Origin of the sequence: Streptococcus sp. 959 (assembly GCF_013277075.1) — a bacterium.
GTDB classification, from domain to species: Bacteria; Bacillota; Bacilli; order Lactobacillales; family Streptococcaceae; genus Streptococcus; species Streptococcus pseudopneumoniae_C.
The window spans coordinates 1-18153 of record NZ_VMMF01000010.1 but is presented as its reverse complement, the minus strand read 5'-3'; the positions used below and the strand labels follow the sequence as shown (position 1 = coordinate 18153).

The window sequence follows — 18153 nt, the reverse complement described above, 5'->3', positions numbered from 1 at the left end:
AGAAACAAGTATATACTGTTTTTGCTGATTCTATAAAAGAGGAATCAGACTATACCAATTTTAAGGAGAAAGCACAGCTTGCCTGTGTCGTATATACTATGTGTGGAATTGTTGGTGTTGTTGGAAACACAAATGCAACTGATATTTTAATTCAAGGGCTTGAAAAGCTCGAATACCGTGGTTATGATTCTGCGGGAATTTTTGTCCTAGGTGGTGCTGAAAACCATCTAGTTAAGGCGGTCGGTCGTATCGCAGAATTGTCTGCTAAGACAGCTGGTGTTGAGGGAACGACTGGTATCGGACATACTCGTTGGGCAACTCACGGGAAACCAACTGAAGACAATGCTCACCCACACCGCTCTGAGACAGAACGTTTTGTCTTGGTGCACAACGGGGTGATTGAGAACTACCTTGAAATCAAGGAAGAGTACCTTGCAGGTCACCACTTCAAGGGGCAAACAGATACGGAAATCGCCGTTCACTTGATTGGAAAATTTGCGGAAGAAGAAGGTTTATCAGTTCTTGAAGCCTTCAAAAAAGCCCTTCACATTATCCGTGGTTCTTATGCCTTCGCCTTGGTTGATTCACAAGATCCTGAAGTCATCTACGTAGCTAAGAACAAATCACCACTTTTGATTGGTCTTGGAGAAGGCTATAACATGGTCTGCTCAGATGCTATGGCTATGATTCGTGAGACCAACCAATACATGGAAATCCATGATCAAGAGTTGGTCATCGTCAAGGCTGATAGTGTCGAAGTTCAAGACTATGATGGCAACAGTCGTGAGCGTGCTAGCTATACTGCGGAGCTTGACTTGTCAGATATCGGTAAAGGAACTTACCCTTACTACATGCTTAAGGAAATTGATGAGCAACCAACTGTTATGCGTAAACTCATCCAAGCCTACACAGATGAGGCTGGTCAAGTAGTGGTAGATCCAGCTATCATTAAGGCTGTTCAAGACGCAGACCGCATCTACATCCTTGCAGCTGGAACATCTTACCACGCAGGATTTGCTTCTAAGAAGATGCTGGAAGAATTGACAGATACTCCAGTTGAACTTGGAATCTCATCTGAGTGGGGTTACGGTATGCCACTTCTCAGCAAAAAACCACTCTTCATCTTTATCAGTCAGTCTGGTGAAACAGCTGACAGCCGTCAGGTTTTGGTCAAGGCTAATGAAATGGGAATTCCGAGCTTGACAGTGACAAACGTACCAGGTTCAACTCTTTCACGTGAAGCCAACTATACCATGCTCCTTCATGCAGGTCCTGAAATTGCCGTAGCCTCAACCAAGGCCTATACAGCGCAAATTGCAGCCCTTTCCTTCCTTGCAAAAGCAGTCGGAGAAGCAAATGGCAATGCTAAAGCGTCAGCATTTGACCTGGTTCATGAATTGTCAATCGTAGCTCAGTCTATCGAATCAACTCTTTCTGAGAAAGAAACCATTGAAGCCAAGGTTCGCGAGCTTCTTGAAACCACTCGTAACGCCTTTTACATCGGACGTGGTCAAGATTACTACGTAGCCATGGAAGCAAGTCTCAAACTCAAAGAGATTTCTTACATCCAGTGTGAAGGCTTTGCGGCTGGAGAACTTAAGCACGGTACCATTGCCTTGATTGAAGAAGGAACGCCTGTTTTGGCCCTCTTGTCTGATCCAGTTCTTGCTAACCACACTCGTGGAAATATCCAAGAGGTCGCAGCCCGTGGTGCCAAGGTGCTTACTATCGCAGAAGAGAATGTTGCCAAAGATACAGACGATATCGTCCTTACGACCGTACACCCTTACCTCTCACCAATCTCAATGGTTGTACCAACGCAATTGGTCGCTTACTTTGCAACACTACACCGTGGTCTTGATGTGGATAAACCACGTAACCTTGCTAAATCAGTAACAGTAGAATAAGCTAAAAAAGTCTAGTTTATCTAGGCTTTTTCTTGTGAGCAAATCGGTTGCTTGTACTCATGATTCGTGTTATACTCTTCGAAAGTCTCTTCAAACTATGTCAGCTTCTATCTGCAACCTCAAAACACTGTTTTGAGCAGCCTGCGGCTAGCTTCCTAGTTTGCTCTTTGATTTTCATTGAGTATTAGAATAATTTTTCAAATTGAAGGACAGAAATAGACAGGGAGAATCACAATGGTAGAATTGGGAATTTCAACATTTGGGGAAACAACGGAGCTTGAGGGAACTGGACAGACTTACAGTCATGCCGAACGCATTCGTCAGTTGGTGGCGGAGATTGAGTTGGCTGACAAGGTTGGTTTGGATGTGTATGGGATTGGTGAGCACCATCGAGCGGATTTTGCAGTATCAGCTCCAGAGATTGTTCTGGCCGCTGGGGCAGTCAATACCAAGAAAATCCGTTTGACCAGTGCAGTCAGTATTCTCTCGAGTATGGACCCGATTCGTTTGTTCCAACAGTATGCCACTATCGATGCTTTGTCAAATGGACGAGCGGAGATTATGGCTGGAAGGGGCTCTTTCACGGAATCTTTCCCGCTATTTGGTTATGATTTGAAAGACTACGAAGCTCTATTTGATGAAAAATTAGACTTGCTTCAGTTAGTCAATGAAAAAACTAAGCTAGACTGGAAAGGTCGATTGACCCAAACAATTTCTGGCAAAGAAGTCTATCCTCGTCCAGTTCAGGACAAATTGCCCTTGTGGATAGCGACAGGTGGTCATGTAGAGTCAACAGTGAAGATTGCTCAGGCAGGCTTACCGATTGTCTATGCCATTATTGGTGGCAATCCGTCTTATTTTAAAAAATTGATTCAGGCTTATCGTGAGATTGGGAGCGAAGCGGGCTATGCCAGTCATGAGCTGAAGGTCGGAGCCCATTCTTGGGGTTGGATTGCTGAGGATGGCGATCAGGCTGTGAAAGATTATTTTCATCCGACCAAGCAAGTGGTGGATGCTATTTCCAAAGACCGTCCTCATTGGCAAGAATTGAGTTATGAGCAATACCTTGAACAAGTTGGGCCAAATGGTGCTATGTTTGTGGGCAATCCAGATCAGGTGGCAGAAAAATTGATTCGCATGATAGAGGATTTAGGTTTGGACCGCTTCATGCTCCATCTACCGCTTGGTTCTATGCCTCATGAACAAGTTCTAAGAGCTATTGAACTCTTCGGCACGCAAGTGGCTCCAAAAGTACGGGCTTATTTTGCCATGAAAGAGGCTTAATAAAAAATCCTAATCAGGCTTATTAGGAAAATAAATATTGTACAAAAATCAATCCCCCGAGCGTCAAGGCTTGGGGGATTTTTCTATAGGAGGGCTAGTTTAGTTCTCTTTTTTGTTTTTTAGTAAGAACCCGAGACCTAGAAGGGCAAGAATGCTGATTCCTGCAAACAGGAGTTTGTGATCGTTTTTGGTTCCTGTATTTGGAAGTTCAGCTTGTTTAGCTAGGGGTGCAGCTATATTTTCCTTGCTAGAGTTATATACAGCTGCGTTTTGAACATCTTCTTTTACAGATGATGCTTGTGCTTCTTGTACTGGTTGTTCAGCTTGTGAATCAGTTGTAGCTTGGCTAGGTTTATTTTCCGCATCCGCTACTTTTGCATCTGGTTTTGTAGAATCAGGTTTAGTTTGTGGAGTTGGATTTTGATGTTCCGGTTTGACTACTCGGTTTGGAGTATTGTCTTGGCCGTTATTTTGACCTTGCTCTTGTCGAGAATTCGGAAGGTCAGATTTTGGTTTATCTTCCATAGCTGGACGGCTTTGAGAGACTCGAAGAACAGTAGCTGTAAGGGCATTTAATTTCAAGCCTTTTTCAGTCCATTCCAGCCCTTGAGGGTTGGCAATTCCGACTGGTCCTGCTTGGTTTTCATCTGCTAAAACTTCAGCATTTCTTAGATGTGCAAAGGCAGTTCCCAAATTAAATTCACGAGCTTTTTCATCCGCATTGACAAAGACTGCGTAGATATCACCGTTTGGAGCAGTGATTTGGTAGCCAATCACTACGTCCTCTTTTGCCATACCATTTTGGCCTGGGACAGTGATGAGGTGGACACGATCTTTGATATCTTGAAGACTCTTAAGTCGGAAGGCATCTGTAGATTGACGAAGGGCAATCAACCCTTTCATATAGTCACGGCTCTTGACATTTTCAGGATATGCTTTTCCATCTGTAGCCTTAGTCCAATCAAACTTGTTGACTGCATCGCTAGAATCATAAGAGTCATGGATGAAGTAAGGATAGTCAAATGGATTGCCGTCCTTATCACGCAACAAGTGAGATTTGTTTGGAACCTTGTCCTCTGCTACTGGAGTCTTGTAGGCTGGGTCACGGAATTGTTTGGTGCGACCATATTCCTGACCAGAGTGGATAAATGGAGTTCCTTGAGCTGTCAAGACCATGAGGTTTCCAAGTCGCAAACGACGATGAATCTCAGCATAGTTCTCGGCCTTGCTTGGATCTTTTTTAATAGACTGAGCGATGATGTCAAAGAGAGTCAAGTTATCATGGGCTGCGATGTATTGGATGACATCTCCAGGGCTGTCTGCTTCAAAGTTGGTTGGTTGAGCAATCAGATTTTTGAAGATAGTATTGATATCACGTTTGCCACCTGTGATAAAAGCAGGTTGACCTTCATTTGGATAACCAGATTTGAGGTTGTTACGGATGTCATCTGAGAAGACAGCGACAGTATCGGTATGCTTCATCCAATCTTGGTCAGCAGCTTTAGTAGGCATATTTTCATCACCAGCATAGGTTCTCCAACCTTCACCTAGCATGATGAGGTTTGGATTGAGGGCGCGTGCAGCCTTGTAAGCTTCTTCGATAGAAGCGGCGTCATGGTCTCCCATCATATCGAAGCGGAATCCATCCACTTTGTAGGTATCAACTAGATATTTGATAGAATCAACTAGGAGGCGTTTGGTCATATAGTGAGTTGTCCCCAAACGTCCACCACCAAAGCTAGTTCGAGGTGTTCCATCGGCATCCATAAAGTGATAGTAGTTTGGTTCCAAATCTTCAAAGATATCGACTTTGGCTGTATGGTTATAAACTACGTCCAGGATAGCTCCCATGCCACGTTTGTGGATTTCGTTGATGAGGTTTTTGAATTCTGCGATTCGTTTTTCTGGATTCTTAGGATCGCTTGAGTACATACCAGTCAAGGAGAAGTAGTTTTGAGGGTCATATCCCCAGTTGTAGTTGCTGTTGCTTGAAGCATAGTCAGACAAGCGTTCATGATTTTTCAATTCATTGACAAAATAGTAAGACAAGACTGGAAGGAGCTGGATGTGGGTTACACCCAAGTCTTTGAGGTAGTCTAGTTTTTCGATAAAGGCTTCAAAAGTACCAAATGGTTTGGTCAAGTCTTTTGCAATGGCAGGATCTGAAGTGAAGTCACGCACATGAGCTTCATAGATGACAGCATCTTCGCGCGATTTGAAGTTGCGAATCTTACCATAAGTCAAGTCTTGAGGTCCTAGTTTAGCTGGATCTACAAAGGCAGCTTTAGCTACTTTATGGGCATCGTCAATCTTAGCATCGTCACTATTCCAAGCAGCGAGGGATTTAGCGTAAGGATCGAGTGCAAGAACAGTTTTACCTTGACGCTCGATTTGGTATTGATAATAGTAGCCAGTGAAATCGGTGATGCCTAGTTTGTTTGTGCTATCTAGAGTTTGTTTCCAAGTTCCTCTTTCCCCTTTTTCAAGAGCGACAGTTCCAACTACTTTGTTAGGGTCATTCTTGTCATAAACAACAACAGAAACCTTATCAGCACTTGGTGACCAAAGAGTCAAATCAACCTGTTTTCCTTCTTTTTTTAGGTCAGCTCCAAGTTTACCATCATAGCTGTAAGTCTCATCTTTAAGACGCCAGCTTGTTTTGGTAGTGAATTTGTCAGAGTTGTAGCTAACAGTATAAGGATGTTTTGTATCAGAGAAATCTCCGCTGTAGGTCACTTTTTTACCAGCTTCATCGATTGCAACATCAGTGATAGTTACTTTGTTTCCTAGATGATTAGTGATGTTGGAGTGTTTGAGGATATCTTCTTTTTTAGCACCGACAAGTGTTGAAAAACTACTTTCAATGCTAGAAGTTCCTACGTGTTGAGCTCCTGTCATGCGGATATCGTGCACATAGTAGGGGTTGGTGTAGATGGTTTCGTCATTATCTTTTAGGAAAATTTGGCTATGATTTTTCAAATCTGTGAACTTATAATCTTCTTTACGGATTTTCACATTGTCTCCTTGTTTGTTTCTGTCTAGTAATAAAAATCCAAGATCTTTAGCTGCATCTTTGAGTGGAATATCGATATAGCGACCATGTTTGCCTGTAGCCGTAAAGTCTGTTCCGTTAGGCCATTCACCACTACTTGGATTTTTCACATCTCCCCAGTACCAGAGAGATTTTTTGTCATAGTTGCCATCTGTACGGTAGTAGTTGACGCGAATAGTTCCTGCAGGTTGTGGCTCGTAAGAGAAAACTTTGTGATCTTGGTCCAACCAAGCCTCATTCATCTTTGGTGCCAGTTTTTCTATCGATTTATCGCCGGTCAGATTTTTTCCAGCTGTATTATTGATGAGGAAGCTAATTTTCTTGGCTTGTTCTCCCTTTAATTTGACATCTAGGTAGTAGCCATAGTCATCTTTTTTGGCATCCTTGAAGGACAAGGCTCCGTTAGGCCAGTTTTCAGAAGGTTTTTCAACATCGTCCCAAGTCCAGAGTCCTTGAGCATCCTTGTTTTCTTCAGGAAGTTTTTTGACATGGATACGGAAGTAGTTGTCTTCGATGGGCTCTTCTGCTTTAGTTTCAGTCGTTGCTGGACTAGTAGAAGTAGTTGACTCACTTGAACGATCTTGTCTGGTTTGTGGTGCTGAATCGGTTGGGCTTGCAACAGGAGTTGTTGGCTTTGTTGCAGGTTTTTCTTCTTTTGTCTCTAGGGAAGCGTTTGCATTATTAGGTGAAGAAAAATCGCTTTCGTTCTTGCCAGCGATGTTTGTTGCATCAGTAAGAGGTTGGGCAAGGGCAGTAGTAGTTTCACTATTACTTGCGTTAGTGGTTATAGTATTTTCCTTGGCTGAGATAGTTGGTGTAGCCATGGCAAGTAGGACAAGGCTTGCTCCGATAAGGACAGAACCAGTTCCATTTTTGAGGGAACGGATGCTGTAGACCATTTTTTTCTCAGTGTGAGCTGGTGTTTTTCTCATAATGATTCTCCAATCAATAAATTTCTATATCAGTATAGCATGTAGTAAAACAATATGCAAGCGTTTTCTTGAAATTGAACTAAAAGAAAATCGCAACAGGTTTTCTGTTACGACTAAGCTAGTCTTTCTTTATGAATTTGTGAACTCAAAAGGTGGAGGTGGTGAAATAGTTCTGCAGTAGAAAGATTCCGACTACAAATAATGGGTTTCGGACAATTGGAAACAGGAAAGGTAGTGATAACAATATCGTGTGGAATTTGATTGAGAATTGAGAAAGAAATAGTAGATTCTTCCCAAGAATCAAATAGATAGAGATTGTTACCGTAGTGAGTTAGGGTGTCGATAAGGTTTTGTGCGTGATGGCTATCTAGATGACTGATGACTAAAACACGTATTTTGGGAAGTTTTTGAAGTAATTGGACTAAAATCCGTTGTCCTTGAATCGAAAAGGTGTAGACAAGTTCTTGTAGTTTAATGGATTTATTTTCTAGCCCCATTTCAGTCAGATACGATTGGAATTTGTGCTGACTTACTTCAAATAGTTTTGGAAATTCTGCCTGATAATTGTTTAAAATCTGGGATTTCTGTTTGTCAATAGACTGTTCACTAAGTAGATGGAAGAAATCAGATTGGGCAGTGTAGTGGAGGAGCCAAATCAATTCTTCTCTATTTTCAATCTGTAGGTGAAATTCTTTAGCCAGCTCTTCTAGAATTTGACTCAATAAACGGTAGGATTTTTGAATGTGATGGATATCCCCCAGTGCTCCATTGTTAGGATTGTTTGTGCTTTGAAGAGATTTGATTGGGTTTGAAAATAGCTGTTCCAGTGTCTCCTTTTTCGGTTCAAAATGGAGCTTTTTAGCTAGCTTTTTGATATCTTGTTCAAACTGGGGAATTTGCATGAGGGAGCTGTAGTGACTGGTTAAAAGAGGAGTAGGATTTTCGATGAAATGTCCCTTATTTAAACGCTCTAGATTGATAGCTAGGGTATATTTGATTTGCCGTAGACCGCTGAGGTTGGGTGAAACTTGTTGGGCGTTTAAAAATAGCTGAATCAGGTGAGTGAGTGATTCTTCAGAAATAGAAGGGAAGGGCCAATCAAGAAAACTATGACCTTGGCTAAAGTAGTCTAGATAAAAGGCGCGGATGTCTTCTTCTGCTCCTCCCAAGACTAAAGGGGAAGGTTGGATACTGAGGCCATAGTGTTGTGGAAGTTTAGTGTTGAGACAATGGATGATTTCCTCAATCTGCTCTGGATTAGTCGAAAGCGTCTGGCACATTTGGTCAAGTGATTGCCCCTCTTTGAAAAACAGACAGTTCAAAAAAGAGTAGGTTGCAGATTGTTCAAAGATTGCAATCTGAGGATCCAAGCTATTTTGGAGGTCAAACTGTAATTGGATGCCTTTTTTTCTTGATCGAATAAGGAGGTTTGGAAATAATTGCTCAAGTTTAAAAAGGTGTTCTTGCAATTCTTCTGCTGACAGATTCAGATTTTCTGATAAAGATGAATCTTGTATCCAATCCTGGTGTTTGGCTAGTTCTTCCAATAACATTAGCAAATTTTGTTCTGTTTCAGAAAGCAAAATATCCATAACAAATCTCCTTATATATTTATACATATATATTAAAAGAAAAAGCAAGTAAAGTCAAGAAAAATAGGCTAGGATAAAATAGGAAAATCTGAATTTACTATATTTTTCTTGGACTGTTAAACTGAAAATGAAGTTTGCAAAGTGACAGTAGAATGCCAATTCTCATAGGAAAAGATTTTGTCAAAAAATCGTCAATCCCCTTGAAAAATCTAGCTAATTAGGGTATAATATAAATAATCATTTGTCGTAGGTTTTGTCTGAAATATTGTCCAGACAAGGCTCACAGCAGTTAAATCTTCTGAAAAAGTCAGATTTAGCTGCTCTTTTTGTGCTTTTTTTCAGGATTTTGCGCATTTGTAACAAAGACTTAAAGATTCTGAAAATTCGTCAAGAGGACACGGTGATAGGGGTTTTACAACCATATGACGATTAGAAAGCCTGATTGATAAGGCTTGGAACTTATTTACAAAGGAGAATCATCTTGGCAGGACATGACGTTCAATACGGGAAACATCGTACCCGTCGTAGTTTTTCAAGAATCAAAGAAGTTCTTGACTTACCAAATTTGATTGAAATTCAAACTGATTCATTCAAAGCTTTCCTAGACCACGGTCTGAAGGAAGTGTTTGAAGATGTATTGCCAATTTCAAACTTCACAGACACGATGGAGTTGGAATTTGTTGGATATGAAATCAAGGAACCAAAATACACGCTAGAAGAAGCTCGTATTCACGATGCTAGCTACTCAGCACCAATTTTTGTAACCTTCCGCTTGATCAATAAAGAAACAGGCGAAATCAAGACCCAAGAAGTTTTCTTTGGTGATTTCCCAATCATGACAGAAATGGGTACTTTCATCATCAATGGTGGTGAACGTATTATAGTATCTCAATTGGTCCGCTCACCAGGTGTTTACTTTAACGACAAAGTTGATAAAAATGGTAAAGTGGGCTACGGTTCAACCGTTATCCCTAACCGTGGAGCTTGGTTGGAGCTTGAAAGCGACTCAAAAGATATTGCCTACACTCGTATCGACCGTACTCGTAAGATTCCATTTACAACCTTGGTTCGTGCCCTTGGTTTCTCAGGTGATGATGAAATCTTTGATATCTTTGGTGACAGCGAATTGGTTCGCAACACTGTTGAAAAAGATATCCACAAGAATCCAATGGACTCTCGTACAGACGAAGCCTTGAAAGAAATTTACGAACGCCTTCGTCCAGGTGAACCTAAGACTGCTGAAAGCTCACGTAGCTTGCTTGTAGCTCGTTTCTTTGACCCACGTCGCTATGACTTGGCAGCAGTTGGTCGTTACAAAATCAATAAAAAACTCAATGTAAAAACACGCTTGCTTAACCAAACTATTGCTGAGCCATTGGTAGACCCTGAAACAGGAGAAATCTTGGTAGAAGCTGGTACAATCATGACTCGTAGTGTGATTGAAAGCATTGAAAGCCATTTGGATGGCGACTTGAACAAGATTGTTTACATTCCAAATGATGCAGCCGTTGTGACTGAACCTGTTGTTCTTCAAAAATTCAAGGTTGTTGCACCAACGGATCCAGATCGTGTTGTAACTATCATTGGTAATGCCAATCCAGATGACAAGGTTCGTATCGTCACTCCTGCAGATATCCTTGCTGAGATGAGCTACTTCCTCAACTTGGCTGAAGGACTTGGCCGTGTAGATGATATCGACCACCTTGGAAACCGTCGTATCCGTGCGGTTGGTGAATTGCTTGCCAACCAAGTACGTCTTGGACTTTCTCGTATGGAACGTAATGTCCGTGAACGTATGTCTGTTCAAGACAACGAAGTCTTGACACCACAACAAATTATCAATATCCGTCCTGTAACAGCTGCGGTTAAAGAATTCTTCGGTTCTTCACAGTTGTCCCAGTTCATGGACCAACACAACCCGCTTTCTGAGTTGTCTCACAAACGTCGTTTGTCAGCCTTAGGACCTGGTGGTTTGACTCGTGACCGTGCTGGATATGAAGTACGTGACGTGCACTACACTCACTATGGTCGTATGTGTCCAATCGAGACGCCTGAAGGACCTAACATCGGTTTGATTAATAACTTGTCATCTTACGGACACTTGAACAAGTATGGTTTTGTTCAAACACCGTACCGTAAGGTTGACCGTGAAACAGGTGTTGTTACGAACGAAATCGTTTGGTTGACAGCCGATGAAGAAGATGAATATACTGTAGCTCAGGCTAACTCTCGTCTGAATGAAGATGGAACCTTTGCTGAGAAGATTGTCATGGGACGTCACCAAGGTGTCAACCAAGAGTATCCAGCTAATATTGTTGACTACATGGACGTTTCACCAAAACAGGTAGTTGCCGTTGCGACAGCATGTATTCCTTTCTTGGAAAACGATGACTCCAACCGTGCCCTCATGGGAGCCAACATGCAACGTCAGGCTGTGCCATTGATCAATCCTCAGGCACCTTACGTTGGTACTGGTATGGAATACCAAGCAGCCCACGACTCTGGAGCGGCTGTGATTGCTCAGTATGATGGTAAAGTTACTTACGCAGATGCTGACAAGGTAGAAGTTCGTCGTGAAGATGGTTCATTGGATGTTTACCACATCCAAAAATTCCGTCGTTCAAACTCAGGTACTGCCTACAACCAACGTACTCTCGTAAAAGTTGGCGATATCGTTGAAAAAGGCGATTTCATCGCTGACGGACCTTCTATGGAAAATGGAGAAATGGCGCTTGGTCAAAACCCAATCGTTGCCTACATGACTTGGGAAGGTTACAACTTCGAGGATGCCGTTATCATGAGCGAACGCTTGGTGAAAGACGATGTTTATACATCTGTCCACCTTGAAGAATACGAATCAGAAACTCGCGATACAAAGCTTGGGCCTGAAGAAATTACGCGTGAAATTCCAAACGTTGGTGAAGATGCCCTTAAAGACCTTGACGAAATGGGGATTATCCGTATCGGTGCTGAGGTTAAAGAAGGCGATATCCTTGTAGGTAAAGTAACACCTAAGGGTGAGAAAGACCTTTCAGCTGAAGAACGTCTCTTGCATGCTATCTTCGGTGATAAATCTCGTGAAGTACGTGACACTTCTCTTCGTGTACCACACGGAGCCGATGGTGTCGTTCGTGATGTCAAGATCTTTACACGTGCAAATGGAGATGAGTTGCAATCAGGTGTGAACATGCTGGTTCGCGTCTACATCGCTCAAAAACGTAAGATCAAGGTCGGAGATAAGATGGCCGGACGTCACGGAAATAAAGGGGTTGTCTCTCGTATCGTTCCTGTAGAAGATATGCCTTACCTTCCAGATGGAACTCCAGTCGATATCATGTTGAACCCACTTGGGGTGCCATCACGTATGAATATCGGACAGGTTATGGAGCTCCACCTTGGTATGGCTGCTCGTACTCTTGGTATTCACATAGCAACACCAGTCTTTGACGGAGCAAGTTCTGAAGACCTTTGGTCAACTGTTAAAGAAGCTGGTATGGATAGCGATGCTAAAACGATCCTTTACGATGGCCGTACTGGGGAACCGTTTGATAACCGTGTTTCTGTCGGAGTCATGTACATGATCAAACTCCACCACATGGTTGACGATAAATTGCACGCTCGTTCAGTCGGACCATACTCAACGGTTACCCAACAACCACTTGGAGGTAAAGCGCAGTTTGGTGGACAACGTTTCGGTGAGATGGAGGTTTGGGCTCTTGAAGCCTATGGTGCTTCAAATGTCCTTCAAGAAATCTTGACTTACAAGTCTGACGATATCAACGGACGTTTGAAAGCTTATGAAGCTATTACAAAAGGAAAACCAATTCCAAAACCAGGTGTTCCAGAATCCTTCCGAGTTCTTGTCAAAGAATTGCAATCTCTTGGTCTTGACATGCGTGTTCTTGACGAAGATGACCAAGAAGTGGAGCTTCGCGACTTGGATGAAGGAATGGACGAAGATGTCATCCACGTAGATGACCTTGAAAAAGCCCGCGAAAAAGCAGCCCAAGAGGCTAAAGCAGCCTTTGAAGCTGAAGAAGCTGAGAAAGAATCGGAAGCGGAAGCAACAGAAGAAGCTGCTGAAGAAGAATAAGCAGTTCACTTAGAATAGAAAGGGAAGAAATAGTGGTTGATGTAAATCGTTTTAAAAGTATGCAAATCACCCTAGCTTCTCCAAGTAAAGTCCGTTCATGGTCTTATGGAGAAGTCAAAAAACCTGAAACAATCAATTACCGTACTTTGAAACCAGAACGTGAAGGACTCTTTGATGAAGTTATCTTTGGTCCTACAAAAGACTGGGAATGTGCTTGTGGTAAGTACAAACGCATTCGTTACAGAGGAATTGTTTGTGACCGTTGTGGAGTTGAAGTAACGCGTACAAAAGTTCGTCGTGAGCGTATGGGGCACATCGAGTTGAAAGCTCCTGTATCTCACATCTGGTACTTCAAGGGGATTCCAAGCCGTATGGGCTTGACCCTTGATATGAGCCCTCGTGCCCTTGAGGAAGTGATCTACTTTGCGGCTTATGTGGTGATTGATCCGAAGGATACACCACTTGAGCACAAGTCTATCATGACAGAGCGCGAATACCGTGAGCGCTTGCGTGAGTATGGTTATGGTTCATTCGTTGCCAAAATGGGTGCCGAAGCCATTCAAGACCTTTTGAAACAAGTAGATCTTGAAAAAGAAATTGCTGAACTCAAAGAAGAATTGAAAACAGCAACTGGACAAAAACGTATCAAAGCCATCCGTCGTTTGGATGTTTTGGATGCCTTTTACAAGTCTGGAAACAAACCTGAATGGATGATTCTCAACATCCTTCCGGTTATTCCACCAGATCTTCGTCCAATGTTGCAGTTGGATGGTGGCCGTTTTGCCTCATCTGACTTGAACGACCTGTACCGCCGTGTTATCAACCGTAACAACCGTTTGGCTCGTTTGCTTGAGTTGAATGCACCAGGTATCATCGTTCAAAATGAGAAGCGTATGCTTCAAGAAGCGGTTGACGCTTTGATTGACAATGGTCGTCGTGGTCGTCCAATCACAGGGCCAGGTAGCCGTCCACTGAAATCATTGAGCCACATGCTTAAAGGTAAACAAGGACGCTTCCGTCAAAACTTGCTCGGTAAACGTGTTGACTTCTCAGGACGTTCCGTTATCGCCGTTGGTCCAACTCTTAAGATGTACCAATGTGGTGTGCCACGTGAAATGGCAATTGAGCTCTTTAAACCATTCGTGATGCGTGAAATCGTTGCGCGTGATATCGTGCAAAACGTCAAAGCAGCTAAACGCTTGGTGGAACGTGGAGACGAACGCATCTGGGATATCCTTGAAGAAGTAATCAAAGAACACCCAGTACTTCTTAACCGCGCACCGACCCTTCACCGTTTGGGTATCCAAGCCTTCGAGCCTGTCTTGATTGATGGTAAGGCTCTTCGCTTGCACCCACTTGTCTGTGAAGCCTACAATGCCGACTTTGACGGGGACCAAATGGCCATCCACGTACCGCTTTCAGAAGAAGCCCAAGCAGAAGCGCGTATCCTCATGCTCGCTGCTGAGCACATCTTGAACCCGAAAGATGGTAAACCAGTTGTTACACCATCTCAGGACATGGTTTTGGGTAACTACTACTTGACCATGGAAGAAGCTGGTCGTGAAGGTGAAGGAATGGTCTTCAAAGACCGTGACGAAGCTGTTATGGCTTACCGCAATGGTTATGTTCACCTCCACTCGCGTGTTGGTATCGCAACTGACAGTCTCAACAAACCATGGACAGAAGAGCAAAAACACAAGGTCTTGCTTACAACAGTTGGTAAAATCCTCTTCAACGACATCATGCCAGAGGGTCTACCATACTTGCAAGAACCAAACAATGCCAACTTGACGGAAGGCGTTCCAGCTAAATACTTCTTGCCACTTGGTGGAGATATCAAGGAAGCTATCAGCAAACTTGAACTCAACCCTCCATTCAAGAAGAAAAACCTTGGAAATATCATCGCTGAAATCTTCAAACGTTTCCGTACGACAGAAACTTCTGCCCTACTTGACCGTATGAAGAACCTCGGTTACCACCACTCAACTCTTGCAGGATTGACAGTGGGGATTGCCGATATCCCAGTCGTTGATGACAAGGCTGAAATCATTGAAGAATCACACAAACGTGTAGAACAAATCACAAAACAATTCCGTCGTGGTATGATTACAGACGACGAGCGTTACAATGCTGTTACAGCTGAATGGCGTGCTGCCCGTGAAAAACTAGAGAAACGTTTGATTGCCAACCAAGATCCTAAGAACCCAATCGTTATGATGATGGACTCTGGAGCCCGTGGTAACATCTCAAACTTCTCACAGCTTGCCGGTATGCGTGGTCTGATGGCTGCTCCGAACGGACGTATCATGGAATTGCCAATCCTTTCAAACTTCCGCGAAGGTTTGTCAGTACTCGAAATGTTCTTCTCAACTCACGGTGCCCGTAAAGGTATGACCGATACGGCCCTTAAGACAGCCGACTCAGGTTACTTGACTCGTCGTTTGGTTGACGTTGCCCAAGACGTTATCATCCGTGAGGACGACTGTGGAACTGACCGTGGTCTCTTGATCCGCTCTATCGCAGAAGGAAAAGAGATGATCGAGTCTCTCGAAGAGCGTCTCAATGGTCGTTACACTAAGAAAACTGTTAAACATCCAGAAACTGGTGCAGTGATCATTGGTCCAAATGAGTTGATTACAGAAGACAAGGCGCGTGAAATTGTCAATGCTGGTGTGGAAGAAGTAACTATCCGCTCAGTATTTACATGTAATACTCGTCACGGTGTCTGCCGTCACTGTTATGGTATCAACTTGGCGACTGGTGATGCGGTTGAAGTTGGTGAAGCAGTTGGTACAATCGCTGCCCAATCTATCGGGGAACCTGGTACACAGCTTACAATGCGTACCTTCCACACGGGTGGGGTTGCCTCAAATACCGATATCACTCAGGGTCTTCCTCGTGTCCAAGAAATCTTTGAAGCTCGCAATCCTAAAGGGGAAGCGGTTATCACAGAGGTTAAAGGACAAGTTACCGCTATCGAAGAAGATGCATCAACTCGTACTAAGAAAGTCTTTGTTAAGGGTGAAACTGGTGAAGGTGAATATGTCGTTCCATTTACAGCTCGTATGCGTGTCGAAGTTGGGGACCAAGTAGCGCGTGGTGCTGCTCTTACAGAAGGTTCTATCCAACCAAAACGTCTCCTTGCAGTTCGTGATGTCTTGTCAGTTGAAACTTATCTTCTCGGTGAAGTACAAAAAGTTTACCGTAGCCAAGGGGTGGAAATCGGTGACAAACACATCGAGGTAATGGTTCGTCAAATGATCCGTAAAGTCCGTGTCATGGATCCAGGTGACACAGATCTTCTCATGGGTACCCTCATGGATATCAATGACTTTACAGATGCCAACAAAGATGTCCTTGTCGCGGGTGGAGTTCCAGCGACTGGTCGACCAGTCCTTATGGGAATTACCAAAGCCTCACTTGAAACAAACAGTTTCTTGTCAGCAGCTTCCTTCCAGGAAACAACTCGTGTCCTTACTGACGCAGCTATCCGTGGTAAGAAAGACCATCTCCTTGGACTTAAGGAAAATGTTATCATCGGTAAAATCATCCCAGCAGGTACTGGTATGGCCCGTTACCGTAACCTTGAACCACATGCTATCAACGAAGGAGAATACCTTAATCCTCCAGTAGAAGAAGAAGAAAATGAAGAAACAACAGAAGTAGTTGTGGATACTGCCGTTGAAACTGTGGAAGAAACAGTAGAATAAGAGAGAATGAGAGAGCCTTCGGGTTCTCTTTTATTTTCTGAAAACTTTCTCCATTTTTCCATAAAATATGGTAAAATAAAAGAAAGAAGCTGACAAAGGAGACGGGTATGGAACAAACATTCTTTATCATTAAACCAGATGGAGTAAAAAGAGGATTAGTAGGTGAAGTGTTGAAACGCATCGAACAGCGTGGCTTTACAATCGAAAAATTGGAGTTGCGTTCACAGGTTTCAGAAGAGTTGATTGACCAGCACTATCAGGACTTAGTTGGTCAGAGTTTTTACCCACCGATTCGTGAATTCATGACTTCAGGACCGGTTCTTGTGGGTATCATTTCTGGTCCTAAAGTAATCGAAACTTGGCGAACCATGATGGGTGCAACTCGTCCAGAAGAAGCTTTACCAGGAACTATTCGAGGTGATTTTGCAAAAGCGGCTGGTGAAAATCAGGTTATCCAAAATGTTGTACATGGTTCGGATTCAGAAGAGTCAGCTAAGCGAGAAATTGCTCTTTGGTTTTAAGAGTGGATTGGCTCAATCAGTTAGTTAAAAGCTCATTTGAATAGAAAGTATAGTCAATTAGTTTAAGACATGACGCATGATATCAAACTTTTTAGTTTTTGATATGGTGCGTTTTTTGATTTCAAGTTTATATTCTTCGAAAATCTCTTCAAACCACGTCAGCTCTATCTGCAACTTCAAAACAGTGTTTTGAGCAACCTGCGGCTAGCTTCCTAGTCTGCTTTTTGATTTTCATTGAGTATTAGTCTCTGGTGTTTGTTTAGCGTCTTAAAGAGACATTTGAGAAGATTGGAAACAGTTCCCTCTTTTCTCCTAGTATAATGATTGGTAGGAAGGGAGAGAAAAGATGAAATCAATGAGAATCTTATTTTTGTTAGCTTTAATTCAAATCAGTTTGAGTAGCTGTTTCCTATGGAAAGAATGCATCTTGTCCTTTAAACAAAGTACAGCTTTTTTTATCGGAAGTATGGTTTTCGTTTCAGGAATCTGTGCCGGAGTAAATTATTTTTATACCCGTAAGCAAGAAGTTCATAGTGTCCTAGCCAGTAAGAAGTCAGTGAGGCTTCTTTACAGTATCCTGCTCTTAATTAATTTGTTAGGAGCTGTCCTTGTCTTGTCAGATAACTTGTTCATCAAAAATACGCTGCAGCAAGAATTAGTTGACTTTTTATTGCCATCCTTTTTCTTTCTATTTGGTCTAGATTTGTTGATTTTTTTACCCTTGAAAAAATACATGCGCGATTTGCTTGCTATGCTAGACAGAAAAAAGACGGTGTTGGTGACTATTATAGCAACACTTCTTTTCTTAAGAAATCCAATGACTATTGTCTCACTTCTGATTTATATTGGACTAGGCTTGTTTTTTGCAGCCTATCTTGTCCCAAATTCTGTTAAAAAGGAAGTTTCCTTTTATGGTCATATTTTCCGAGATCTTGTATTGGTCATTGCTACGCTCATTTTCTTTTAGAGAAATCCTATTTTTATGGATGTTATGATGGTAATACTCTTCGAAAATCTCTTCAAACTACGTCAGCTCTATCTGCAACCTCAAAACAGTGTTTT

8 protein-coding genes are annotated in these 18153 nt (G+C 42.6%); 6 read left to right on the top strand and 2 right to left on the bottom strand.

What is annotated here, in order from left to right; all coding sequences use genetic code 11:
- Window positions 1–98: 98 nt before the first annotated feature.
- Together glmS and HT717_RS03170 are read left to right on the top strand one after the other, a co-directional pair.
- A complete protein-coding gene (gene glmS / locus HT717_RS03175) occupies window positions 99–1907 on the top strand; it encodes a glutamine--fructose-6-phosphate transaminase (isomerizing) (RefSeq protein WP_049540618.1) in 1809 nt (602 codons plus the stop codon).
- 234 nt (window positions 1908–2141) lie between these two features.
- Window positions 2142–3191: an LLM class flavin-dependent oxidoreductase gene (locus tag HT717_RS03170; protein ID WP_049540620.1), complete on the top strand. Its 1050-nt coding sequence runs from the start codon at window positions 2142–2144 to the stop codon at window positions 3189–3191.
- A gap of 99 nt (window positions 3192–3290) precedes the next feature.
- Here HT717_RS03170 and HT717_RS03165 read toward each other — a convergent pair whose 3' ends face one another.
- Entirely contained in the window at window positions 3291–7175 is a 3885-nt protein-coding gene (locus HT717_RS03165) for a pullulanase (protein WP_049540622.1), read from the bottom strand.
- 113 nt (window positions 7176–7288) lie between these two features.
- Window positions 7289–8767: a M protein trans-acting positive regulator PRD domain-containing protein gene (locus HT717_RS03160; RefSeq protein ID WP_049540623.1), complete on the bottom strand. Its 1479-nt coding sequence runs from the start codon at window positions 8765–8767 to the stop codon at window positions 7289–7291.
- A 481-nt stretch (window positions 8768–9248) separates the two neighbouring features.
- Between HT717_RS03160 and rpoB the strand changes: the two genes are divergently transcribed.
- The 4 genes from rpoB (at window position 9249) to HT717_RS03140 (ending at window position 18058) form a co-directional block, all read left to right on the top strand.
- Window positions 9249–12860, top strand: coding sequence for a DNA-directed RNA polymerase subunit beta (gene rpoB, locus HT717_RS03155; protein WP_049540624.1), 3612 nt, complete (start codon window positions 9249–9251; stop codon window positions 12858–12860).
- A 32-nt stretch (window positions 12861–12892) separates the two neighbouring features.
- Entirely contained in the window at window positions 12893–16570 is a 3678-nt protein-coding gene (gene rpoC, locus HT717_RS03150; protein WP_173304362.1) for a DNA-directed RNA polymerase subunit beta', read from the top strand.
- Between the two features lie 107 nt (window positions 16571–16677).
- Window positions 16678–17091 carry a nucleoside-diphosphate kinase gene (gene ndk / locus HT717_RS03145; protein WP_049540627.1) on the top strand — a complete coding sequence of 138 codons (414 nt, stop codon included), beginning with the start codon at window positions 16678–16680 and terminating at the stop codon, window positions 17089–17091.
- A gap of 346 nt (window positions 17092–17437) precedes the next feature.
- Complete coding sequence (locus tag HT717_RS03140) at window positions 17438–18058, top strand: hypothetical protein (RefSeq protein WP_049540628.1); 621 nt, start codon at window positions 17438–17440, stop codon at window positions 18056–18058.
- Window positions 18059–18153 lie beyond the last annotated feature (95 nt).